The organism is Alteromonas sp. G5_S2_22_S1 (assembly GCF_054968525.1).
This window is the reverse complement of the sequence record NZ_JBQKUJ010000030.1, coordinates 1-25,689: the sequence shown is the minus strand read 5'-3', so window position 1 is coordinate 25,689 and position 25,689 is coordinate 1. Positions and strand designations below refer to the sequence as shown.

18 protein-coding genes are annotated in these 25,689 nt (G+C 43.6%); 14 read left to right on the top strand and 4 right to left on the bottom strand.

Going from position 1 to position 25,689, the window contains the following annotated elements; translation table 11 throughout:
• Nucleotides 1-442: 442 nt before the first annotated feature.
• Nucleotides 443-1,411, top strand: a complete 969-nt coding sequence (locus ACTRWF_RS19260) for a GGDEF domain-containing protein (RefSeq protein ID WP_462836064.1) — start codon at nucleotides 443-445, stop codon at nucleotides 1,409-1,411.
• Nucleotides 1,412-1,457: 46 nt separating this feature from the next.
• Here ACTRWF_RS19260 and ACTRWF_RS19255 read toward each other — a convergent pair whose 3' ends face one another.
• The gene (locus ACTRWF_RS19255; protein ID WP_020743908.1) at nucleotides 1,458-1,823 is read right to left on the bottom strand and encodes a DP-EP family protein; all 366 of its coding nucleotides are present in this window, start codon (nucleotides 1,821-1,823) and stop codon (nucleotides 1,458-1,460) included.
• Between the two features lie 2 nt (nucleotides 1,824-1,825).
• The gene (locus ACTRWF_RS19250; protein WP_462836063.1) at nucleotides 1,826-5,104 is read right to left on the bottom strand and encodes an nSTAND1 domain-containing NTPase; all 3,279 of its coding nucleotides are present in this window, start codon (nucleotides 5,102-5,104) and stop codon (nucleotides 1,826-1,828) included.
• Between the two features lie 231 nt (nucleotides 5,105-5,335).
• Between ACTRWF_RS19250 and ACTRWF_RS19245 the strand changes: the two genes are divergently transcribed.
• The 12 genes from ACTRWF_RS19245 to ACTRWF_RS19190 all read left to right on the top strand — a co-directional run bounded on the left by ACTRWF_RS19245 (nucleotide 5,336) and on the right by ACTRWF_RS19190 (nucleotide 18,371).
• A complete protein-coding gene (locus ACTRWF_RS19245) occupies nucleotides 5,336-5,752 on the top strand; it encodes an HvfA family oxazolone/thioamide-modified RiPP metallophore (RefSeq protein WP_015067601.1) in 417 nt (138 codons plus the stop codon).
• A gap of 151 nt (nucleotides 5,753-5,903) precedes the next feature.
• Nucleotides 5,904-6,755 (top strand): HvfB family MNIO-type RiPP peptide maturase, encoded by an 852-nt coding sequence (locus ACTRWF_RS19240; RefSeq protein ID WP_012519086.1) that lies wholly within the window; start codon nucleotides 5,904-5,906, stop codon nucleotides 6,753-6,755.
• Nucleotides 6,752-7,516, top strand: coding sequence for an HvfC family RiPP maturation protein (locus tag ACTRWF_RS19235; protein WP_015067600.1), 765 nt, complete (start codon nucleotides 6,752-6,754; stop codon nucleotides 7,514-7,516). Before ACTRWF_RS19240 ends, ACTRWF_RS19235 begins: the two co-directional genes overlap by 4 nt.
• A gap of 299 nt (nucleotides 7,517-7,815) precedes the next feature.
• Nucleotides 7,816-8,352: an adenine phosphoribosyltransferase gene (gene apt / locus ACTRWF_RS19230; protein ID WP_015067599.1), complete on the top strand. Its 537-nt coding sequence runs from the start codon at nucleotides 7,816-7,818 to the stop codon at nucleotides 8,350-8,352.
• 43 nt (nucleotides 8,353-8,395) lie between these two features.
• Nucleotides 8,396-11,170: a DNA polymerase III subunit gamma/tau gene (gene dnaX, locus ACTRWF_RS19225; RefSeq protein WP_462836062.1), complete on the top strand. Its 2,775-nt coding sequence runs from the start codon at nucleotides 8,396-8,398 to the stop codon at nucleotides 11,168-11,170.
• Nucleotides 11,171-11,208: 38 nt separating this feature from the next.
• A complete protein-coding gene (locus ACTRWF_RS19220) occupies nucleotides 11,209-11,535 on the top strand; it encodes a YbaB/EbfC family nucleoid-associated protein (RefSeq protein ID WP_020743903.1) in 327 nt (108 codons plus the stop codon).
• 439 nt (nucleotides 11,536-11,974) lie between these two features.
• A complete protein-coding gene (locus ACTRWF_RS19215) occupies nucleotides 11,975-12,856 on the top strand; it encodes a response regulator (protein WP_462836061.1) in 882 nt (293 codons plus the stop codon).
• A 288-nt stretch (nucleotides 12,857-13,144) separates the two neighbouring features.
• Entirely contained in the window at nucleotides 13,145-14,092 is a 948-nt protein-coding gene (locus ACTRWF_RS19210; RefSeq protein WP_462836060.1) for a hypothetical protein, read from the top strand.
• Nucleotides 14,093-14,097: 5 nt separating this feature from the next.
• Nucleotides 14,098-14,697: a recombination mediator RecR gene (recR, locus tag ACTRWF_RS19205; protein ID WP_020746210.1), complete on the top strand. Its 600-nt coding sequence runs from the start codon at nucleotides 14,098-14,100 to the stop codon at nucleotides 14,695-14,697.
• 212 nt (nucleotides 14,698-14,909) lie between these two features.
• Entirely contained in the window at nucleotides 14,910-16,832 is a 1,923-nt protein-coding gene (htpG, locus tag ACTRWF_RS19200) for a molecular chaperone HtpG (protein WP_462836059.1), read from the top strand.
• Nucleotides 16,833-17,181: 349 nt separating this feature from the next.
• Nucleotides 17,182-17,826, top strand: coding sequence for an adenylate kinase (gene adk / locus ACTRWF_RS19195; protein WP_012519076.1), 645 nt, complete (start codon nucleotides 17,182-17,184; stop codon nucleotides 17,824-17,826).
• Between the two features lie 149 nt (nucleotides 17,827-17,975).
• The gene (locus ACTRWF_RS19190; protein WP_012519075.1) at nucleotides 17,976-18,371 is read left to right on the top strand and encodes an MAPEG family protein; all 396 of its coding nucleotides are present in this window, start codon (nucleotides 17,976-17,978) and stop codon (nucleotides 18,369-18,371) included.
• 301 nt (nucleotides 18,372-18,672) lie between these two features.
• On the opposite strand, the gene ACTRWF_RS19185 is transcribed toward ACTRWF_RS19190, so the two are convergent.
• A complete protein-coding gene (locus ACTRWF_RS19185) occupies nucleotides 18,673-21,267 on the bottom strand; it encodes a TonB-dependent receptor (protein ID WP_020743900.1) in 2,595 nt (864 codons plus the stop codon).
• Between the two features lie 448 nt (nucleotides 21,268-21,715).
• A complete protein-coding gene (lepB, locus tag ACTRWF_RS19180) occupies nucleotides 21,716-22,369 on the bottom strand; it encodes a signal peptidase I (RefSeq protein WP_015067591.1) in 654 nt (217 codons plus the stop codon).
• A 330-nt stretch (nucleotides 22,370-22,699) separates the two neighbouring features.
• Here lepB and ACTRWF_RS19175 point away from each other — a divergent pair, with 330 nt between their 5' ends.
• Complete coding sequence (locus ACTRWF_RS19175) at nucleotides 22,700-25,615, top strand: M16 family metallopeptidase (protein ID WP_020744780.1); 2,916 nt, start codon at nucleotides 22,700-22,702, stop codon at nucleotides 25,613-25,615.
• Nucleotides 25,616-25,689: the final 74 nt, after the last annotated feature.

Here is a 25,689-nt window from a genome sequence, read left to right as displayed (position 1 = left end):
GAACCCGCCTAACGGCGGGTTTTTTGTGTTTGGCAGAAAGAATAAATTGGGGCCAGAGTACTTTATTACTTTAAATATCAGAACATAGTTATACCCTTATCCCCAGTGCTGTTAAATCAGAGAAATGTACTCTGACCCCGCTACTTACTGTGTGTCCTCCTTGCGGGCTACTATAGTAAAAGCAGCGCGACAAAGAGCGTCACGATTTTGCACTACTAAACTCGCCTAACGGCGGGATTTTTTGCTTAATGTACTCTGATCCCATAATCGTGAGGATACTGTAGTGTTAAAAAATTACCGTGGGCAGAGCTTTCGATAGACTTCCTAAAGTAAAAAAACACATTATAAACATAAGCTTACAATAGAAGGTGTTCGGAAGGTATAAATGTGTAGATGCCGTTAGTCTTATATGCAAATCAACGCCTATTGGAGGCAGCTTGGAATGCAGTCATCTATGTTAAGCAAAAATAAAACCGTAAATTCTCCTCTTAAATTATTCAATTTCTACAAAGACAGCTCATTGGGCAGGATGATTAATTTTATAAACGAAGCGGTTATAGTAGTAAACGCCAATGGCACAATTGAGATGGTGAACACAAATGCGTCCGCGCTAATAGGTCAGACACGTGAAGTATTACTAAGTGAAAACTTGCTGAGCTTTTTTTCTGATGACACAGGCAAAGTGCAAAGCCACGTGATTCAGTGTTTAGATAGTTCTGAGAGCGGAACTATAGAGTCACCGCCATTTGAAGTTGTTATCAAACAACAAAATAAACCGTACCATAATGTCAGTGTTGAGATTTCAATTTCCTCTCTTCCGGAAGAGCTTTCAGCCAACAACTCTTTATTCATTTGTATCTTACGAGACTTGACGCTACATAAAGCCGAGTATGCAACGTTAAAGAAAAAAGCGGAAACTGATTTTTTGACTGGCCTAGCAAATCGCCATAAGTTTTCAGAATACCTAACTGGTCAGTGGATTCTATGCAATAGTAATAATTTACCGATAAGTCTTATTCTTATTGATATAGATCACTTTAAGTTGTTCAACGATGAGTATGGGCATATTGCTGGAGACCGTTGTCTAAAACGAATAGGTGATCTACTTGACTTAAGCATGCCAAATCGAGATACGCTTGCGGCTCGTTATGGTGGTGAAGAGTTTGCAATAGTACTGCCGAATTGTTCTGCCCAAACGGCGCAACTTTTAGCAATAAGGATTAAAAGGCATTTGGCGCAATTAAGTTCAAGACACTTTGTTTTCTCATCGAATAATAGGCTTACTGTTAGTATGGGCGTAGCGACTAATGAAAATCACCGCTATGAAAGTAAAGAGTCACTGTTAAACGCAGCGGATACGCTTCTTTATCAAGCAAAAGCGCAGGGGAGAGATCAAATTTGTTACCTCTAGGTCCTAACACGTATGCTTACTGAAGGCCTAGAGAAACAAGGGGTGTTCAAGTTTTATTTTTGTTAATGACTTCAGGGTCTGCACTCGTGTAGACCATTCCGCGAGGCGCTGTAACAAGCTTAATGCAAATATTACCAATCGTTGCGTCTGAATCCACGAGGATCAAGCTACTACCATTGTTAGCGATACTAAAACTGATGTTATTGCCAACATCACCACTAATATCCGGCCCTACAAACTGTAAGTGAGCAGAGTCCTCATTTAGTGTGTAGATAATGGTTGTATTGGGTTCGTTGACGCTTACGCTACCTGATGATGGCTTACCATCTTTGGTTGTAATTACATAAGTTGGAGAGCTTTTTTCATTCTCGACAGATACGTTAAATTCGTAAACCGGAACTTGTCCCGCCATTTTTAATTTCCTTTTTGTAATTGAGAGTATTTTATTGGTGTTAGCTGTGAGATATATTTATCTACAGACATCTTTGGGTTCTCATCTATCTGACGACAGCGTTTTGTGTAATTAAACGCTAATATGATATCTGGATGTTTTGACATCCGAATAAGTTCGTTTGCTCGCTGAGCGGCTTTTTGGCAGTAGGTTAAAGCGAGTTGCTTATCGTTAGATTCGTTTTTTTGCCTATGAATAAGAAGTAAGCTTTTTAGCGTTACTATCGCATTTTCTAAATGAGTTATGTCGTTGCTTATTCCGTCGTCAGAAAATGAAGTAATAATATAGTCGATTGACGGTTTGGCCTTTTGCCAGTGACCATCCATTTGTAAGGTTTCCGCTACTCTATTGGTTACCCATGGGATGTCCAGTGATATCGATTGGCTAAGTAGCGCATCAATGTCAACTGACGCTTTCAAAGGTAATTCACTCTGTATCAAATAAGACTCAACGGTCGCTTTGTCTTTCTGCCAAGCGCTATTTTCAGGGTCTTGTGCAAGGGCGCGTAAAATCGAGGCGTACGCTTGAGATAAGCTTTGCTCATAGGCTTGTTTAAGGCCTAAGAACTTCTCTAAGTTGGCCTTTTGAATTAAAATCGCAACGTGATTTTCGATAATCGAGCCATTGGCAGAATCAGATTGTCCTATTTCATTTAACACTGTTTCTGCTTGGCTAAAGATGGTGTAGGCGTCTTTGTATCTCCCTAAATGTATGTTAGCAGACGCTATCCATGAAAGAGAATTGGTCGCGTACAGCTTAGCGTCTTCACTATTTTCAGTGCCTTCAGATACCTCTTTTTTAAGTGCCAGAGATGCTTTAAAAAGCGAGGATGCCTGCTCAAATTGATACCTATCGTAGGCTAAACTCCCCAATGAGCTTTTAGCATAAGCAACTTCAAGTTTTGCTGTACTGTCACTTGGTTTAACAAAAAGCATGGTTTCGCTATGTTTGAGGTATCGCTCAAAATAAGACTGCGCTGAGTCAACATCGTTGTTATGCGTATTGTGTATATGGCCAATCCAAAATGCGTTTGCGCCTGCCGCTTTTAACAATTCGAAGTGCTGTTCCGCTTCTTCGAGAAGTTCTAATAAACGTGTATCGGCCTCTTCGTATAGCATTAAAGCTTGCTCAGTATCGTCACGGTAAAAACGTACTTCTGCCATAGCCTGCAGCGAAAGCGCGTGTTGAAATCGAAGCTCAAAACTCGGTTTTGGGGACGTGCTATTAAGCCAGCCAGCGCTATTTTCCTGTGCTTCAGCTACATATTTTAAAGCATGCTGACTGACGCCCTCGAGTAAATCCATTCTCTTAACCCGTCGTAAGGTATCCGCGAAGTCGCCGATCATGAACCCCATTAGATTTTCGGCTTCTAACCGCTTTCGTTCAGCTAACGCTTGAGACTGTTGACTGTGCAGCATTGCGGCAAACGATAACACCGCTAATGTAGCTAATAGCGCGGCGGTTAACCCTTTAAATAGGTTTCGCGTTCTTACCTTTCGCTGGCTGTGTTTTATAAGCTTTTTTTCTTCGTTGGTTAAGCGAATATAGTTTGCAGTTAAAAGTGCACTGGCGTCTAGAAGCGGTTTTCCTGCTGGAATGAGGTAAGCCTCTGCAAAACTATTTTCTATCCATAGTTGGGTCTGTTGATTAAGTGCCGCTTTAGCTGATAGCGCGCTTTGATGCTCCATTATCCATTGCTGTACCCGCTCCCACTTACTCAATACTGCTTCGTGAGCCACTTTGAAGCAGGCGCGCCCTTGATTTAAGAAAGAAACGAACAATCTCTGTTCCACCATAAGCTCAACAAAGCAGCGTTCATTTTCGTTGTCTAAACTTTCCCACGGGGCTGTTTTACTGGTAATGGTGTTGCTACCAGACAAATTGATGATAAGCGGGAGTATTGAGCTCAATGCGTTTTGAACGGCGTGGGGCATTTTTATAAATGTTGATTCTGCCTTGAATCCGATGGCGCCATCAATTTTACCCAATGCTTGGTATGTCTTGTTCTTTAGTACTTTACCTTCGCGCTGCCAATAGAGTTCTTGTAGTGTGTACTGTAGCAATGGCAGGCAGTTTGGCGCTAATGCGGCATCGCCTAAAATGATATCGTCTAATGTAGCGTTTGTTGCTTCATCTTTCTCCCACGATAGGTCGGCGGCGATAGCGGGCAGTTTTATGACTTGACCAAGTTCGCTTACAGAAGGAGGGGAAACATCTATGTGAGCGCCGCGCCCTTTGTTTTTCATTAAAATATCAAACGTTGATATCTGGGGGTAGAAATCGTTTCTACTTATCAGTACAACCAAAAATAGGTTGCTCTCGCTAAGTGCTTCGAGAAGATTAAAAATAGTGCGTTTATCTTTTTCATCTATCGTTGTATCAGCGAGAAATACTTCTAACCTGTCAATTACGATAACGAAACAAGAGTAAGAGTTGGTGGTATTAGGTTCATACACGTCAAGCCAGCTTTTGACTCTGTCGATTATTTGCTGGGGGGAGGAAAGCAGTTTTTCCGCAAGTATTGAAGCACTGAACCCATCAAATAGCCCCGTTTCGTTGTTGCCCCAATCAAGCATACGAATGGCTATTTCTTCAACGATAGTAAATGCACTGGTATCGATATTAATATCAGCTAAATCAAAACTAAGATGATCAGAGGCATAAATACCGTTTATGCCTTTTTTACTCAACAGTTTGGGCAAGAAACCTGCGTGAATAAGCGAACTTTTCCCAGAGCCGCTTGGCCCCAGCACTAGCATAAATGGCCGCTGGCGATTGAAAAGCTCAGCGGCTTTAGAAATTAAATCGCGGACCAGGGCGTCTCTTCCAAAGAATACCTGACTTTCATTAGAAGAAAACGCGCTCAACCCAACAAAGGGGGAGGTATCTACCCATTTGCCTTCGACGGCTTTTGATTGCTCATCATCAATAAACTGTACTTCTGCAACAACGCGGTAACCACGTTTTCTGATTGTTTCAATGTAGGAGGGGGCTGCCGCTTTATCGCCTAACGCACGGCGAAGGTTAGTAATTGCTTTATGTACCGGGTTGTCGCCGATAGGCGCGTTCGGCCAACATTGGGCGACTATTTCATCGGCGGAGACAACAAGTCCCTTTTGTTGGCACAGTAACAATAAAACATCCATTGCTTTAGGCTCAATGCTCTTTTTCGTTTTGCCTTGAGATAACGTGTTGCTTGAAACATCAACACGCCATTGGCCTAAATAAAATTGCTGCTTCACTATTACGACCCTGTACTTTTCGCTACCACTGTACTTTACTTTTTTAATAAAATGTAAATTAACATACGGAAATGCATTATTGCTAATGTAAAACCCATTTATATCAATGTGATAAAATATAGCTGTAAAAAAAATAATATTTTATGAAATATCCTTTGATCCAGCAGGGTCTCTTTAAGTACACGTGCTTACCGTACGTCAAACATGACTAAAATTATTGAGGGTACATCAATGAAACAAATCAAAAAATCATCAGTAGCAACAGCATTAGGTGCAGTTGTAATTGGCTCTTTGGCGTCAACAGTTGCAGTAGCAGACGCTAATCCATTTGGTATGCAAGCACTAGAGTCGGGCTATAGTCAGTTCGCAGCAGAAGGTAAATGTGGTGGCGATAAAGCTGAAAAAGAAGGCAAGTGCGGCGAAGGAAAGTGCGGCGGTGACAAAAAAGCCGAAAAAGAAGGTAAGTGCGGCGAAGGCAAATGTGGCGGCGACAAGAAAGCCGAAAAAGAAGGTAAGTGCGGCGAAGGCAAATGTGGCGGCGACAAAAAAGCCGATAAAGAAGGTAAGTGCGGCGAAGGCAAATGTGGCGGCGATAAGAAAGCTGGCAAAGAAGGTAAGTGTGGCGAAGGTAAATGCGGTAGCATGTAATCGCCACTCAAATAACATCGTGCAGCGCGAAATAGAATGATGTAACGCTGTACGAGTTACGCTTAGCAAAAAATGGCTGTCGAATGATGGCCATTTTTGTTTAATAACGTATGTTGCTATTTTGCAATCCCACGCGGTTTAAGGGGAAGATATGAAAAACATCTATGGCGCAGGTCTTGGGTTTCGTCGAGAAATGCTAAAAGAGTTGTTACCTACGTTGCCATCTGAGGTTGATTTCTGGGAAGTTGCACCAGAGAACTGGATCCCGCTTGGCGGCAGGTATCAAGAACAATTTAAACAAGCTTCGTCACAGGCACCTTTCACTACCCATGGCTTGTCTTTATCTATAGGAAGTAGCGACAAACTAGATGTGGAGTTTGTAAAAACCGTTAAGCGCTTCTTAGATGCGAATAATATCGACCTTTACAGTGAGCACTTAAGTTTTTGCTCTGGTAACGGTCACATGTACGATTTAATGCCAATTCCCTTTACTGAGGACGCTATTAATCACGTTGTATCTCGTATTATCCAAGTTCAAGATATTATTGAACGACCGTTAGTGTTAGAAAATGTCTCTTATTATATTGCGCCTGGCCAAGAAATGGACGAGCTAGAATTTACTTCGAGTATCTTAAAAGAGTCTGGGTGTCAGATGCTTCTCGATGTAAACAATGTTTACGTGAACAGCATTAACCACAAATACGATGCAAAGACATTTATAAAGGGTTTGCCGTCAGACAAGATTGTATATGGTCATATTGCTGGTCATTATGATGAAGCTGAAGATTTAAAGGTTGATACACACGGGGCAGATGTCATTGAGCCAGTTTGGGAACTATTGGAGTATGCTTACCTTACCCATGGTGTATTTCCGACGTTGCTAGAGCGTGATTTTAACATTCCGCCCCTAAGCGCGTTGCTGACAGAAGTGAAAAAGATTAAGCAAATTCAATCAAGGTGTGAAGCCGCACGTATAGCAGATGCGAAAGGGAGTGTAGCGTGACGCGATCATTTCTGACAACGCAAAATACATTCGTAAATGCGATCAAAGACCCTCGCACATTTAACAGCAGCGATGCAGACCATACCCGGCGGATGAAGATCTATCAGTCATTATTTTTTAATAATATCGACAATTTCGTTAGTACCGGGTTTCCGGTTTTAAAATCTATCGTATTAAAGCTGTATGGCGAGAAAGGATGGGAGGGCATTGTGCGTCAATTTTTTATTGAGCACGAGTGTCGTTCGCCGTATTTCGCGGAAATCAGTAAAGAGTTTGTTGAGTATCTTTCAACCGAGCCTAGCTTTGATATTGCTTTACCTACTTTTGCTGCAGAACTTGCTCATTACGAATGGTTAGAGCTTGATGTCAGCATAAGGAAAAATCAAAAAAACGCCGATTTTTATAATCAAGACGACGTTGTTGCAGCTGTCAGGGTTTCGCCTTATGCCTCGCTAGCAGCGTACCATTTTGAGGTTCATCTTATAGGTGAAGATTACATTCCCGAGCAACCGGCTCAAGAACAACAATTTTATGTCGTTTATAGAGACCGTAACTGTAACGTGCAATTTGCCCATGTTAATCCGGTCACCGCTATTTTAGTCAATACGCTGGAACAAAATGAACAGGGAATGAAAACAGACCAATTAGCTAACGCGTTATCCCAGCAACTTCCGCAAATACCTTCAAACGTGCTTGAAAATGGTATGAATGAGACACTCACAGACATGCTAAATAAAGGCATACTACTTCCCGTTTTCTAGCTGATAAGCAAAATTTTCCTGCTTTACATTAAACTTTCGCTAGGATCTGGTGTGAAAGTGAGCGATCGATCATATTAGCGCTGTCAATCACGCTTGCTTTCGATTAACATTTAGCACCATTTTTTTGTTCACAAAAATTGTTTAGGTAGTGCAAATGGCTAACAATTCAGATTTCAAAGAAGTCTATAACAAGTGGTACTTTCTAGCATCGCTAGTAACTCTAATCGCGTTCCCGTTGATGCATATCATCGCCGGCTGGTTCACCTTCTGGTTATAACGCAGACATTCAAGGCATAATTGTGACTGCAGAATATATTAAATCAGTAGTGAAAACCGTACCTGACTATCCAAAGCCAGGTATTTTATTTAGAGATGTGACCAGCGTTTTAGAAGATCACAAAGCATTCAGTAGCTGTATCTCCTTACTTGTAGAAAAGTATCAGGGCATGGGTTTTACCAAGATCGCAGGTACCGAAGCACGCGGGTTCCTTTTTGGTGCGCCATTGGCCATCGAAATGGGCATTGGTTTTGTACCAGTAAGGAAACCCAATAAACTTCCACGTGAAGTAGTAAGCGAAAGCTACGAACTGGAATATGGTATGGATACATTGGAAATCCATAAAGACGCCATAGAACCGGGTGATAAAGTACTTCTTATCGACGACTTGCTTGCAACGGGCGGAACTATCGCTGCCTCTGCCAAGTTAATTCGCTCGTTAGGTGGCGAGATCAATCATGCAGGTTTTGTTATTAACCTTCCTGATTTAGGCGGTAAGCAAAAGCTTTCAGCGCTTGATATAGAAAGTTATTCTATTTGCGAGTTTGAAGGCGAATAAACGTCAATAAGCAAAAACAGCAACAAGGGCGAAATACGTAATAATGAGTTATCAGGTACTGGCAAGGAAGTGGCGACCAGGCAAGTTCAGTGAACTTGTAGGTCAAGAGCACGTAGTGTCTGCTATTTCAAATGCGCTCGATAACGACCGTTTACACCATGCTTATCTTTTTACAGGTACGCGTGGTGTTGGTAAAACGACCATTGCTCGTATTTTTTCAAAAAGCCTTAACTGTGAGGAAGGGCAAGGGGCAAACCCTTGCGGTCAATGCAATACCTGTAAAGAAATAGAGCAGGGTAATTACGTTGACTTGCTTGAAATTGACGCGGCATCAAGAACCAAAGTGGAAGACACTCGAGAGCTTCTTGATAACGTACAATACAAGCCAACCCGCGGGCGCTACAAAGTGTACCTTATCGATGAGGTACACATGCTTTCTAAACATAGCTTTAATGCGCTGTTAAAAACGCTAGAAGAGCCGCCTCCGCATGTAAAGTTCTTATTGGCGACAACAGATCCACAAAAACTCCCCATCACCATTTTATCGCGATGCTTGCAGTTTAACCTGAAAGCGATGTCGCGAGAGCAAATAGTCGGTCAGCTTACTCATATACTTCAGCAAGAGCAGCTTGCTTTTGAGGCGCCTGCTTTGGCTTTGCTGGCTAGGGCGGCACAGGGCAGTATGCGTGATGCGCTGAGTTTAACCGACCAAGCAATTGCTCAGGGTGGGAATCAAGTAATGGCGTCGGTTGTTACCGACATGCTTGGCCTGATGGACAAAAACCAGCTTTTGAAAGTAATTCATGCGGTGGTGAATAAAAGCCCTGCCGAGGTTTTACAGTTGGTTAACGACATTGCTGAACAAGCACCTGATTATGACAATGTGCATAGTGAGTTGGCGAGCTTGCTTCACCAAATTGCGTTGACGCAATGGGTGCCAGAAGCCTGCAAGCTTGAAACCACGTCGGCAAAAGCGATATTTCAATTAGCCAAAACTATTTCTGCAGAACAAGTACAGCTACTTTATCAAATTGCATTGCAAGGCAGAAAAGATTTACCTTTTGCTGCCGATGGTAAAAGCGCGTTTGAAATGACGCTAATGCGTATGATGGCCTTTGCACCAAACGCGCCAATAGCTGAAACCGTAGACGAGATAGAAAACGGGAGGAGTGAGCATAATTTACCTGTAAACCATGCTTCTCCCAGTGGTGGCCCGGGAAACGTTAGTAAGCAGGAGGAACCGCCTTTAAGCGAAACTTCTGCAACGATAGACCAAGGCGAAGCGCAAATTGAAGCGCAGCCAGAGCATAAACCTACTTCACCTAAGACACCGCCACAGAGTCCTATAGCTGATGCGTCGACGGATCTCCCGTCATCAGCTCCCGCTGAAACCGTAGCGAACGAAGAAGAGCCCACCGCGGTTTCTAATACGCAAACAAATACGGCCGCTGAAACTGATATAGCGTTTGAAGCGAATCTTTCCAGCGCCAGTGCATCTGAGGCACAAGAGCCTCAGAGCAATGCATCAGTTGAAGACGAAGAAGCAAGCCCTGTTGCTCAATATTTTGATGAACCACCGCTAGACGCTTATATGGATGACATGCCACCTCTACAGGATGAGAGTGGCCATTACGAATTGGACACGCCCGAAAGCGAGCGTATAGTTGAGCCATCGCCGTCAGCAGAAGAACAGTTAACCTCTACCGCCGATATGCTGGCATTGCGCCAAAAACTCAAACAAAAAAAAGCGCAAGACGCTGACGCAAAAAGTAGTAGTGCGGCTAATGCTAAAACGCAAAGCGCTAGTGAAATACAAGCGCGGTTTACTAGAAGTAAAACGGACGCTGTTAGCACAGTGGCTGATGAAAAGAACAGCCCTGAGCCGATTAACAGCCCTGAGCTAAGTAACAGCCCTGAGCTAAGTAACAGTCCTGAACCCATTAACAGTCCAGCGCTTGAAGCCGCTCCAGAGTCCGAACAAAGCCAAGACAGTATAACTGCCCATCAGAGTGCCAATGCGCTTAACGACGGTAGCGATACACAATTACTTGGTGGTAGTGAACAGGCAAGCACAAATGCTGACTTTGCAGATAACAATGATTCCGGTCATGATGCCTTTGCCCTAGATGATTTTGAAGAGGATATGCCTTTTTCAAATGATGAGAGTGACGCAAATTATAACCCTAACCCGCAGGTAGAAGATGCTCCGCCTTGGGATACAGGGAAGTCAGTTCAAGACGGGCATTCAGTTGAGCCGTCACTTACGCCTGTTCCTCGCGCCAATGAACTCGAGAGCAAGGAACACGGCTTTTATGAGCGTGGTGAAAATGCCGGTGAACGTTCATTTACTAGGGACGCATTAGATTTTGATACGCCCTTAAGTACAACTTATGAGGGTAGTTTACACGCTTATCTTTCCGATGGAAGTAAGCTGACTCACGCCAGTCAAATTGATGACTGGAGCAACTTGGTTGAGCAAATGCCGGTAGCAGGCTTGCTTAAGCAGTTGGTATTACATGCGGCATTTTCGCGAAATGGCAATCACGTGTCCCTTGAAATTCACCATAGTCAGACGCATTTATTAAAAGACAGTGCTAAAAAGCAGTTAATTGATGCAATTCATCACGGCCTGGGTGAAAACGTAGAAGTTAGTATTACGTTGGGTGAACCGTTATCCACGCCGTTTGCATTACAGCAAGAAATTCATGCCATGCGACACGCGCATGCGCACTCGGTTATTAAAACCGATGAGACGATTCAAGCATTGCTATCGACTTTCGATGGGTCAGTGCTAACCGATACGGTTAAAGCGCGATAGCATAATTATTAACACCAAAACGAAGCGAGACAAACATTATGTTTAAAGGTGGAATGGGCAATATCATGAAGCAGGCGCAGCAAATGCAAGAGCGCATGCAGAAAGTACAAGACGACTTAGCTAATCTAGAAGTTACTGGTGAAGCTGGCGCGGGCATGGTTAAAGTAACGATGACGTGTAACCACAATGTTCGTCGCGTTGATATCGATGAGTCGTTGATGGACGACGACAAAGATATGGTTGAAGACTTGGTTGCGGCAGCGTTCAACGATGCTGTTCGTCGTGTTCAAGAGACCAGCAAAGAGAAGATGGGTGATGTCACTGGCGGAATGCCACTTCCTCCTGGCTTCAAAATGCCGTTTTAGGCTAAAAGCCGCCGTTTTGTTGGCTTTTAGTCACATACAAAGTGATGGGGCCAAATAGGGCCTAACTCCCGCTAAAAAGCTCTGGTTTTTACCAGGGCTTTTTTAGTTTTTAGGCATGCGCCGCTTCATTTTAATGAGCCTTTTTAGCTTAAATTATTTTAATTCAATACCACTTCACCTCATTGCAGAAGCCTAAATTTCAAGCCATACCTGAGGTGTGTCTACGTAAGTAAACAAGCTTTACAAAAGCATATAGATAAAATCGCATAAGCCGTATTATTACGCTTAAAAATAGTCTATGTTTTAAATAGTAGGTATTTTTGCGAGGTTTACACGCACTTTACTTCAAGGTTTATTTTCGCCATAGGATTTAGGTATGCTGAGGTATTGTTAAACCTAGGCAAATAATTTCACAAGTATTCAAAACAGTTGAGTAATTATGAGTAGCGATCCCGACGAACTATCTTCATTGGTCACTGAGTGTGATAAAGAGCCAATCCACCTATTGGGGAAAATCCAAAATCATGGCTTTATGGTTATACTAGATAGCGCTGGCGTGGTTACCTATCTGTCTAAAAATGCTTCTCATTATCTAAATGATTCAGCCACTCATGAAATGATTACTAACGCCGCGAAATACGGTGCACTGAGTGCGACAAATAACGATGGATGTGTATCAATAACGTGGGAACTCGATGATAAGGGATGTACCATCTCATGGAAAGAACGTGGCGGGCCGCCATTGCAATGGCTCGGGGACGACAGTTTCGGCATGACGGTAATTAAATCTGTTATTCCTCATGAACTCAACGGCCAAGCGGAGTTAAAACCTGAAATTACGGGGCTGACAGCAGAGTTTGTGATCCCTCGACAGTATATCGAAATAGGGGCTGCTAGTGATCCTAAGCAAACGCTTAGCAACAAGAGAATCTTGCAGGAGGGGAGTACTGTTAAAGAAAATGTGCCGCTCACTACGGCCTACATTGTTGAAGATAACTTGCTTATCTCTTTAGATATTAAAAAGCATTTACAGCAACTGGGCATTGAGGGAATTGAAATATTTGGCGACGTCAGTTCGGCTAGGGCGGCACTGGCAAAAAATAAGCCTTCCATGATGTTTTTGGACGTGCATCTTGGTCATGAAAATACCTTTCAGCTCGGCGTTGAAATCGAAAAACAGTCGATTCCTTTTGTTTTTATCACCGGCTACGGCGCGGCAATTAAGCTACCTGAAGAGCTCCTTCATGTTGATATTCTAACCAAGCCCGTCGATACGAAACTACTTAAGCAGTCTATTCGGTCTTTTGGCTTTAAGGTTTAAGGTAATGTATGGGGCCGGTGAGCCCAAATAGTATGCGTAGATTTAGCTTTCGGGGAGGGCGCCTAGCACTAGTGTAGGTGTTTAAATATTACACGCTTTCATTATGTTCAATAATTGTATCGACGCAACGATACCTATCGCACTAAAATGCGCTTCGTGTGAAAATGGTCTTTATTATCACATGGTTCGTTATATTATTTACTTCCTATCCCTAGCTTACTTTTCAACTAACACTATTTTTGAGCGCAGGGAAAACGTTAACTCAATTATTATCTAGAGGCTTTTGTAGTGCTAAGGAAAGGCTTAGTTATCACCACGGTCATACTACTTCCCGTTGCTGCCGTGCTATTTTTCATGAGTATTCACGAACTGTTCAGAATGAAAACAGTGACGGTCGACCCAAAGCTTAAAGAGATTTCCGGTATTGAATTCGACAAATACAAAAGACTTTGGGCAATAAACGACAGTGGCGACGGCCCCGTCTTATACATGCTTAACAAAGACGGCACGATTGAAAGAGAAGTGACTGTGACAAATGCTAAAAATGTGGATTGGGAGGACATGACGCAAAATAGTTTTGGCCACTTTTTTCTCGGTGATTTTGGTAATAACGACAACAAGCGCCGCTGGCTTACTATTTACAAAATAGAAAACCCAATCGATATTAAAACCGACACCACGGAAGCGGAGATTATTAAGTTTACTTACCCCGAAATGGGTGATGGGAAAGTTAAACCTGAAGATAAAAATTACGATTTAGAGGCGTTTGTTGAATATAAACGCAACCTTTATTTGTTCACGAAAAACAGAACACAGCCCTTTGACGGCATTACCAAGCTTTATAAAGTTGGTGATCACGCCGCTAATTTCGATGCCCAGCTCATCGGGGAATTCAAAACCTGTACCACGCTAGAAAAGTTATGTTGGATAACCTCAGCGGCAATAAGCCCAGATAGAACTAAGCTGGTACTTCTTGACTCAACCAGTTTATGGTTATTTGAGAACTTTGACGGTGATAATTTCTTCAGTGGCGATGTATCACGCATAGACCTTGGTGTGGTGACGCAAAAAGAAGCAGTAACATTCTATGATGACAATACTCTGGTGTTCACCGATGAAGAGTACAAAGGGTTATTTGGTGGTAATATTTACGAAGTTAAACTCGACCAAGCAAAGCGGAACGTGATTAAATACCGCGAAAGCCCACAAAGCGTCAAAGAAGCACCTAAGCAGTAGAAAATATGAAGTTTAGCCCGTTACTATCAGAATTAATCCAGGCACTAACCTGCCTCCCTGGCGTTGGGAATAAAAGCGCCCAAAGAATGGCGTTCCACCTTTTGGAACGAAACCGTACAGGTGCTATCGATCTCAGTAACGTTTTGCACAATGCCATGGAGCACATACATCACTGTAAACGCTGTAGAACGTTTACCGAAGATGAACTTTGCGAGATATGCCGTCACCCAGAGAGAGAGGCTAGTGGCTTACTGTGTATCGTGGAAAGCCCTCAAGATGTGTTAGCTATCGAGCAAACGTTGAGCTACAAAGGCCAGTATTTCGTGCTGATGGGGCATCTATCGCCTATCGATGGCGTGGGGCCTGAAGAAATAGGATTAACTGAACTTGAAGCGCGCCTTAGCGCGGGTGGCATTAACGAGGTCATTCTTGCTACAAACCCAACGGTTGAGGGAGAAGCCACGGCGCATTATATTGCCCAGTTGTGCGCCAGTCACAACGTGGATGCCTCTCGTATAGCCCACGGTGTGCCTGTTGGGGGGGAGTTAGAGTATATCGATGGCAATACCCTTACTCATGCATTTTCAGGCCGTCGCAAATTATAATTTGTTGCGCATGGTTTTCGCGTAATTAGCACCTCAGTAACAGTAACGTATCAAGCTCTTAATTGCGGTGTATTACTTCTGCGCCGCCTCGTTACCTTCAAAAAAACGCTCTCATATAAAATAAATTTTCGCTCTAAACGTTGAAAAATGCGCTGAGCGTCCTTACCTGTTTATCAGTTAACGTGATCCATTCAACGAGGAGATATTGGATTATGGCTGAAGCAGCCCACAAAGAAACTCACGGTTTTCAAACAGAAGTAAAACAGCTTCTTCATCTGATGATTCACTCTTTGTATTCAAACAAAGAAATTTTTCTACGTGAACTCGTGTCAAATGCGGCAGATGCAGCAGATAAGCTTCGCTTTCGCGCGCTAGAAAACGATAGCCTGTACGAAAATGATGGCGACCTATGCGTTAAGTTAAGCGTAGATAAAGAAGCTAACACAGTGACCATTACAGACAACGGTATTGGTATGACTCGCGATGAAGTCATTGCCAACCTTGGTACCATTGCAAAATCGGGCACTAAAGACTTCTTTAGCAAACTTTCTGGCGATAGTGCGAAAGACTCGCAGCTTATCGGTCAGTTCGGTGTAGGTTTCTACTCAGCGTTTATCGTTGCAGATAAAGTGACCGTGCGCACCCGTGCGGCGGGCGCTGACGCAGCGGCTGGCGTAGAATGGATTTCAGACGGTGAAGGTGAATTCACTATTGCTGAGATCAACAAGCCTACTCGCGGTACCGAGATTACGCTTCATCTACGCGAGGATGAAAAAGAATTTGCCGATACATGGCGTCTGCGCTCTATTGTAAGCAAGTACTCAGACCACATCAGCATTCCTGTACAAATGTGGAAAGATGAGGTGCCTGAAAGTGAAGGCCCAGATGGCGAGAAAATTGAAGCGCAGCCTGGCGAGTGGGAAGTGGTTAACAAGGCTACCGCACTATGGACTCGTGAAAAGTCAGAGATTACTGATGAAGAGTACAATGAGTTTTACAAGCATATTTCTCACGACTTTGCAGACCCGCTAGCATGGGCACATAATAAAGTAGAAGGTAAAACCGAGTACACTAGCTTATTGTACATCCCTTCTAAAGCGCCATTTGACATGTGGAACCGCGATCAAAACCACGGTCTTAAGCTTTACGTTCAGCGCGTTTTCATTATGGATGACGCAGAGCAGTTCATGCCAACCTACCTGCGCTTTGTAAAAGGTTTACTAGACAGCAACGACCTTCCACTTAACGTGTCTCGTGAAATTCTTCAAGATAACAAGATCACGCAAGCGCTGCGTCAAGGTTGCACTAAGCGTGTGCTACAAATGCTTGAGAAAATGGCGAAGAACGACAGCGACAAGTATCAGTCGTTCTGGAACGAGTTTGGTAACGTGCTTAAGGAAGGTCCAGCAGAAGACTTTAGTAATCGCGAAAAAATTGCGGGCCTACTGCGTTTCTCATCGACCCACGATGAGTCTGACGCTCAAACCGTTTCACTCGCCGATTACATCGAGCGGATGAAAGAGGGTCAGGACAAGATTTACTATGTAACTGCAGACAGTCTGCAGGCCGCTAAATCTAGCCCGCACCTTGAAATTTTCCGCAAGAAAGGAATTGAAGTACTGCTAATGGGCGAGCGCATTGACGAATGGTTAATGTCTCACCTGACTGAATTTAACGAGAAGCAATTTGTTTCAATTGCGAAAGGAAACCTAGATTTAGGCGACTTAGAGGACGAAGAGTCTAAGAAAGCGCAAGAAGAAGCAGAAAAAGAAGTAGAAGGCGTACTTGAAAGAGCGAAAGCTGCGCTAGGTGATAAGGTAGTTGACGTGAAGTTCACGCACCGCCTAACAGATTCTCCGGCGGTTATTGTTGCCGATGATAACGGCATGACAACGCAGATGATGAAGCTTATGCAAGCTGCGGGTCAGACTGTGCCAGAAGTGAAGTATCACTTTGAACTTAACCCTGAGCACAGCTTAGTTAAATTGCTAGCAGATACCCAAGATGAAGAGTTGTTCAATCAGTGGGTTGGCGTGTTATTTGACCAGGCATCACTGTCAGAACAAGGCAGTCTGAAAGACCCTTCTACCTTTGTTCAGAACTTGAACACATTGTTAATGAAGTTGGCAAAATAACCGGTTAAACCCACAGTTTAATCAATAAAAACGGGCGTAATGCCCGTTTTTCTATTTATAAGGCTAACAAAAGTAAGTTTACTGTTTTCGTTATGCTATATTTTAGTGGTTTAATCATTCGAGTTAATCAAATTCAGGCGCGTTCTTTTATTCTGAGCGACGATGAATAAGTAAGGGGTGAACATTAAGCTATAGGTATAAAAAAGCAAAAGCGCCTATAAGCTGAACATATATTCGCCATTAGTCTTAAGATTAACTTTTGGGTACGCCTTACACTTGTCACTCTAGTGCTGAATGTGTAAAGTGCCCGAAGTAAAAAGTTCAAAAATCATAAGCGGAGAACGCACTCATGCGAATCATTCTTCTCGGCGCTCCTGGCGCGGGTAAGGGCACACAAGCTCAGTTCTTAATGGGCAAATATGGCATTCCACAAATTTCAACGGGCGATATGCTTCGTGCTGCAATTAAAGCAGGCACAGAGTTAGGTCTTGAAGCTAAGCGTGTAATGGACGAAGGCAAGCTAGTGTCTGATGAAATCATTATTGGCCTAGTAAAAGAGCGTATCGCACAAGACGACTGTAAAGACGGTTTCTTGCTAGATGGCTTCCCTCGTACTATCCCACAAGCTGATGCAATGAAAGAAGCAGGTGTTTCTGTTGATCATTGTATTGAGTTCGATGTGCCGGATGACGTTATTGTTGAGCGTATGGGTGGCCGTCGCGTACACCCCGCCTCTGGTCGCGTATATCATGTGGTTTACAACCCGCCGAAAGTGGAAGGTAAAGACAACGAGACGGGTGACGACCTCATCGTGCGTGATGACGACAAAGAAGAAACGGTACGCAAGCGCTTAGCGATTTATCACGAGCAAACAAAGCCGTTAGTAAATTATTACAGTGCTGAAGCCGAAGCCGGAAACTGTGAATACCACAAGCTAGATGGTACTCGCCCAGTTGAAGAAGTAAGTGCTGAACTTGCAGAGCGTTTAGGTTAATCACTAACAACGTTTATAAAAGGTCGCTTGTGCGGCCTTTTTTGTTGCTTGTAACTTATTAGCGGATAACGTTTAATGTCTTTTGATGCTATGAGAAGACATGCGCAGATTAACGCAACGCGATATAACTATAACATGTGGAGTAGACCATGGTTTTGCCAATCACGGCGTTTTACGCCAGCTTACTGGGTATTTGCTACCTGTATTTATCGTTTTTAGTCATTGGTGCCAGACGTCGACACCAAGTGGGCATTGGCGATGGTGGTCATGAAGATCTCAGTCGCTTAGCTAGAGCCCATGGCAATTTTAGCGAATACGTACCTATTACGCTTATTATGATCGCGTGTTTCGAAGCAAACACCGGCCAAATCTGGGCCGTACATGCCCTCGGCAGCGCGTTGCTGTTTGGACGTGCTTTGCATGCTTACGGGCTAGGTCGCCACTCTGGCGTTAGCTGGCAGCGCTTTACGGGCATGATTCTTACCTTTTTGGCAATGCTTTGTGCTGCGGTCGGTAATTTAATACTTATCCACTTTGGCATGTAAACCCAAGGTCGTTGAAGCGAAAGCTTATAAAGAGATAATGCCAGCTTAGCTGGCATTTTTTATGGTTAACGCTAAATAGTCGGTGGTTCGAGTAATTTTTCATACAAACGCATAGTTAGCAATATTCGATAATCAGGTATAGAGAACAGGTCTTTTTTCTAATTTTTATAGATATAGTGTTTTCGTCAGCAAAGAGGTACCTTTTTGAATATCTGTTTTTTTAAACATTCATTCAACAACACAAATAAAAAGCCCTCGATGCATATTAAATGCATTGAGGGCTTTGTCGTTTTAGCTACTTTTAGAAGCGGTAAGTTAGTTTAGAGTAAACAAAGCGGCCACGCGGGTTGTGTACGCTGCCAACATAACCATAAAGGTCGCTATCGCCGTTACCGATTGCAAACGGCGGCTCTTCATCTAGCAAGTTGTTAGAACCAATCACTAGGCGAAGGTTATCGCTGTAGTTGTAACCAAACTGAAGGTCTACCAGCATTTGAGAATCCACGGTTCTAGAGGTATTTTCTTCAAAATCTAATACACCGTCGAAGTCGATATCAGGGGTGTCTTCAAACTCCCCAATAAAGCTGATGTTTAAATTGGCATCAAACGCGCCTTTCGACCACGTTGTACCGAACAACCAGCGGTGCTCTGGGTAACCGTATTCGCCCGTATACTCTAGACCGTCTTTTTCAAACTCGTTCATGTAAGACCAATCTAGGTTGAAGCGTACGTTGCCGTACTCTTCTAGTTCCATGCTGTAATTAGCGCTGAAATCAACACCCGAGGCTTTTTGTGACGATACGTTTTGGTAAGTGTTAAATATCTTCTGGATAACACCTAGCGACTCACCCTGTTGTGGGTCTAGACGTACACAGATTGTGCTGTCCTGGTTATTACACTCAGCGTCGTAAACCAAACCAAATTGCTGTTCGTCAATTTTGTTATCTTGAGTAATACTCCACACGTCGATGCTTAGGCCCAGTTCTTGAATAGGCGCATAGATTACGCCCACGTTCCATGACTCTGATTCTTCTGCATCTAGATTAGGGTTACCCGCAAACTCGATGTTGTAATCCAATGATTCACAGTCTTGACCTGTTGCTTGACAGCGGTATTGATCAACAAAGAATACGCTTTTCTGTGATGGGCCTAAACCCACTTGTGCAAGCGAAGGCGCTCTAAAGCCTTGGGCCCATGAACCGCGAACCGTAACTTCATCGCTTGGTGCCCAACGTAACGCAATTTTAGGATTAGTCGTGCTGCCAAAGTCGCTGTAGTGGTCGTAACGGCCTGCAAGCTGTAGCTCTAGCTCTTCAGCCAAAGGAATTGAAAGCTCTAAATATGCTGCGTATTGATCGCGTTCTGCTGAAGCTGATACTGACTCAGTACCAAAGATCAGACCGCGTTGAAACTGAACATCTGGAACGTCAGACACTTGCTCTTCACGGTATTCAACACCCGCCGCCATCATGACGACATCATCGCCAAAGTCAAACGCTTCGCCAGTGATATGTGCATCAACACTGGTCATGCGCGATTCACCACGACGCACTAGGCTGGTCGTAATTTCGTCAATTACGCTTTGAGGGTTAGTTACGCCGCCAAAGGGGTTGTAGTTGCCAAGATCAATTTGCTCTTGTAGCCAATCAACGCGAACCCAACCTTGCGATTGGTCACCGCTTTGCTCTGAACGGCTGCGACCTTTTTGAACCGACGCTTCCCAGTCGTAGTCGTTAAACGTACCGCGTAAACCTGCGACTAATCGAAGGGTGTCTGACTCGATATCCCAACGGCGAGCGCCAGCATCCACAGGGCGGTAGCGACCTATTTCAATGTCTTGTCCAAACGGGTTATCAGGGTGAGTGCCTGGAACTGTCAAGCCTGCGTCTTCATCAAGGGGCGTTGCTGCACCGCCTGCTTCAGACGTATTGTGCTGCATAGCAACTTCCATAAACGCGGTAGTTTCATCGCCAATTTTATAGTCGAATTGACCGATAAAGCCTACGCGCTCAGAGGCTGGAATCGTTAAACCAAACGGGCCGTAGTCGAATAAACAACTACCAGACGCTGTGGCGCTATCTTCCGGGCAGTCTGGGTCGATAGTTTTTACGCCATCAACATAAAAATAACCCGGGTACCCACGTGATGAGCGAAAATCCATGCCGCCGTAAGGCGATTGGTTTGCTGTACCGAAGCGACCCATTTCGTCAGCTCCTAGGGTGCTGTTATTGAAATAGTCGATAATAACAGTGGCACTGCTTTTCTCGCTTTGCGAACCCCACAAAATGCTTGCTGTGGTTTCATCGTAACTAGGACCTGTTGTGCCGCCGTAGCCTGCATTGATCTCTAGACCTTCATAGTCTTTTTTAAGTACTACGTTTACTACACCCGCAACCGCATCTGAGCCATAAATAGCCGAGGCGCCGTCCTTTAGAATATCAATGCGCTCAATGGCTGATACCGGGATAGAGTTAATATCAACAAATGAGTTAGTGATACTTTCTGCAAACGCGCTGATTGCTACTCGGCGACCGTTAATAAGCACTAGCGTTGCATCTGGCCCCATACCTCGAAGCGATACGGCTGCTGCGCCGTTAGCGGTTGAGTCTTGGCTATTGTTACGTGTTGAGAAAGTACCAGCGCCGGTAGCGGGCATTCTTTCTAATAGTTGCTGAAGGTTTTCATAGCCCATGCCTTCAATCATTGTGGCGTCAATTGACTGAATAGGAGAGGGACCTTCTATATCTGTGCGTTTAATGCGAGAGCCGGTTACTGCAATTCGTTCAAGGTTCGCTGCTTCTTCGTCAGCTTGTTGTGCATGCACTGGGCTTAGTGAGGTAATTCCTGCAAGCGCTAATCCCACTGCTATAGCACTTACTTTACGACCTTGTTTCATTGTTATTTCCTTATTTCCATTTTACTTGTTGTGTGTTTTTGCAACACGATGATGTTGCAAAATTATGAATAGCACTCCTAATACTTAAGTTGCAATAGGGGAAAACACGAAAGATGTGACACTTGGTTACAAAGTGTGTAAACCATGTATTACTTTTTTAAATGTGAAGCGGGATGAAGCGGCCGTGAAGTTAAACTAAAAACAGCGTAAAAATAGAGGGTTGCGGCTTAGTTAATTGGTGTTGAGGAAGTGGGAATTTGATAAGGAACAAGACCGCTATTTGTAATTCATTAGTAAGAATTTACGTATATGCAATTGCTCCTACATTTTTCTTTATATACGTGAATATCACCTCTTTATCAGATCTGACCAGATTTTTTTTGCCGAAAAATTGAACGCAAGTAAAGGTCTAGCTTGGCCTTTTTGCAAGTAAGGATACTGTTCAGCCCTAGTGAAGTGATGTGAAAAGCCTGTCTTTTCGCGGTAAATACATATCGTCCGGATCTAGTGAAAATGCAACAGAGGTGGCTTTGCCCTGAATTTCTTCAATTGGAATGAAGCCATAATAACGAGAATCAACGCTATTGTTCCTATTATCCCCCATTGCCAGCACGTGATCTCTGGGCACAGTGATCAAGTTAAAGTTTTTCGCAGGGCTAGGTAATGGGTTAAGCGCTATGGTTCGTGTTTGGCCTAAAATCTGCTCGGAATAAAGATTGTGACCTTTGACGCTTAACGTTGCTTTTTCACCATTGATAAAAAGAACGTTGTTTTCTAATTTGACCTTATCACCTTCAATGGCAACCACACGTTTAATGAGTCTGGTATCAGCTGCATTACTGTCAATAATTACAATGTCACCGCGATTGATGTTACCAGTTTTCGCGACAACAACGTCTGTGAACGGTAATTCTAGCGTGTAGGCTGATTTATCAACCACCACGCGGTCGCCTACTTGAATGGTGGGCTCCATAGAGCCTGTAGGGACATGATACCAATCAGCAACACTGCTTCGAAACGAGAAAAGCAAAACCATAAATAAAATGAAAGGCAGGTTGTTCTTAACGCTCTGTTTTAGATTTAACACGGCTTCGGTTCTCACTTTTCGTACATTGCTCGTTAGATCAAAGTTTTATCACGACATGGCTTGTGTAATAGATGTAGATTGTAAATTACCTAATTTGTTCAAAATTGAGGTGTGGAAAATGTAACGAACTATGTCGGTAGCTAATTAAGGTTGCTCTAGCTGCAGGGTGTTGAGCGTTGAAAAAAAGAAATAAAACTCATATTAATCATATGTTTATATTGCACTCTGTAAAAGATGAACGCCGCCTTTTTAGGCATGCCAAAAATGTCTGAAAAAGGAATGTCATGGCACTGGTGGTGCACTTGTGGTACTTGTTACATTTTTGACTGGCAAAGAACATATATAATGCTTGAAACATTCAAACGAACAAGAATGTACACTGCAATTGCTGTAATAACACTAAGTGCAGTTTCGATAGGGTGTACGCATAACACCAATGATCCACAAAATGTACGAACTGCTTCCGATATAACCAGCGAAACAACCGCTAATGCAGATAATAGTACTGCTTCCCAAAATACGTCACAGTTCAACGTAGACTACGAGCGTTTTACTCTGGATAACGGGCTTACCGTTGTACTGCACGTTGACAGGTCTGATCCCGTTGCTGCTGTCGCCCTCACTGCGCATGTGGGTTCAGCCAGAGAAAAAGAAGGGCGAACAGGTTTTGCGCACTTGTTTGAACACTTACTTTTTCTCGAATCAGAGAATTTGGGAAAAGGCGGTCTTGATAAACTCAGCGCGAAAATTGGCGGCTCAGGTGCAAATGGCTCGACGAGTCGTGATAGTACCAATTACTTCCAAACTGTACCCATTGATGCTTTAGAAAAAATGATCTGGGCTGAAGCCGATAAGTTGGGATTTTTCATTAATACCGTAACAGACCCTGTGCTCGCCAAAGAAAAGCAGGTGGTGAAAAACGAAAAGCGCCAGAGTGTGGATAATCGTCCTTATGGTCACAATCAATATGTGATTGATAAAAACCTTTACCCTGAAGGGCACCCTTATAGTTGGCAAGTGATTGGTTCGTTAGATGATCTGCAAAACGCAACGCTTGCTGACGTGAAAGAGTTTTTCAAAAAATGGTATGTACCTAATAATGTGGTGCTTACCATCGCGGGTGATATTAACGTAAATCAAACTAAAGCGTGGGTTAAAAAGTATTTCGATGAAATTCCTGCGGGAGAGCAAATTAACAAATTACCGCCTCAACCTGCGAAGCTCAATGAGACTATAAAACGATTCCATATAGATAATTTTGCACAAGCGCCACTTTTAACTATGGTGTGGCCAACCGTACCTGAATATCACGATGACTATTATCCACTTCAAGTACTTTCCCAGTACTTAAGCCAAGGCAAAAATGCTCCGCTGAACAAGGTGCTTGTTGACGAGAAGAAGCTCACCAGTGATGTTTATCTTTATGGCTATGATGCTGAGATCGCTGGACAGCTACAGCTGCAGGTTATGGCATTTAATGGCGTGAACTTAAATACTGTTGCAGATGGAGTTAACGAAGCGCTCGCCCGTTTTGAGAAAGACGGGATTTCTTCCAAGGATTTGGCGCGCATAAAAGCAGGTCAAGAAACAGAATTTTATCAAGGACTTTCAAGCGTCTTAGGTAAAGGTTTTCAATTGGCACAATACGAAATCTTTGCGGGCGGGGCTGAATTTATCAGCCAAGATGTTCATAAAATTCTGGGCGTTTCACAACAAGACGTAATGCGTATTTATAGCACCTATATCAAGGATAAACCGTTTGTGGCCACCAGCTTTGTACCGAAGGGACAGCAAGAGTTGGTGTTAAGTGGCTCTACTGAAGCTAATGTAGTGGAGGAGCAAATTGTCGCGGGGGCGGAAGAGAGCTTTGATGCGTCAGTTGCGGCTGAATACGAACGTACTCCGTCATCGTTTGATCGCACGAGAGAGCCTGCTTATGGTGAATCAATAGAAATTACACCACCTAAGGTTTGGCAAAATACACTGTCGTCTGGCATCAAAATAACGGGTATTGCTAATGACGAAGTGCCATTGGTCGCGTTTGAGTTAAAGCTAGATGGTGGCATGCTTCTAGACTCAGCAGGTAAAACAGGAACCGCCAATTTACTTGCCACAACCTTGCTTAAAGGTACGGCGGAAAAAACACCCGAGCAGCTGGAACAGGAAATTGAGCTTTTAGGCGCTTCTCTGGAGGCCAGTGCTTCTGAAACCGACATTACTATTAGCGGAACGGTATTGTCTAAGCACTACAGTGACTTAATGCAGCTTGTCACTGAAGTGATACTTTCTCCTCGCTTTGATGAACAAGAGTTTGAATTAGCTAAAGACGATACAATCAACCAGATTGAACAAATAAAAGCGAACCCTAATTCCATTGCATCGGTTGAGTTTAAAACACTGCTTTACGGAGAGGCGCATCCGTTTGCTCAAACGGTTCTTGGTGATAAGCAAACTGTAGATGACACAACGCTCGAAGATGTTAAGAAGTATTACGAGAAATACTTCACACCGTCATTGGCAAAGTTTCATGTTGTGGGAGACATCAAACAACAGGACGTTGTAAAAAGCCTAGCGCCACTTAATGCGCGATGGTTACCAAAAGATGTTACCTTTGCGAAGGTACCAGAGCCCAAGCTGCCAGAAAGCGCCCAACTCTTTTTCTATGACGTTCCTGGGGCTAAACAGTCAGTGCTTTATTTCGGCCATTCCGCCCCGAATGTTACTCATGATGATGCTTATAAAGTAAGTGTGATGAATTATCGTTTAGGCGGGGGCGGTTTCGCCTCACAGCTTATGCAGGAACTGCGTGAAAACAAAGGCTACACCTATGGCATTCGTTCGTCGTTTTCTAGCGATCAATATACGGGGGAATTCACCATACGAAGCGCCGTAAGGTCGAATGTTACCTTAGAAGCAACGCAAGCTATCATGGATATATTAGCAGCGTTTGGCACAAACTATTCAGATGAAGATTTAGACGTTACGAAAGGGTTTACACTTAAATCTGGCGCTAGGGCGTTTGAAACGTTAGGCGCTAAATTGAATATGGTTAGCGAAATTAGCGACTTTGGCTTGCCCAATGATTACGTTTTACAGCAAGAAGCTGAGGTAAAAGCGTTAACCGTGGGTGAGATAAAGAGCCTTTACGGTAAATATGTACATCCTGATAGAATGATTTATTTGATAGTAGGGGACAAAGATACCCAGTTTGAGCGTTTACAAGCGCTTGGGTTAGGGCAACCAACCTTGTTGAACCCTTAGTTCATGTTTTACGTTTTGCGAGCATTATAACGGCCGTTAATAAGATCAAAGCCCGTGTGAACAGCGTTCACGCG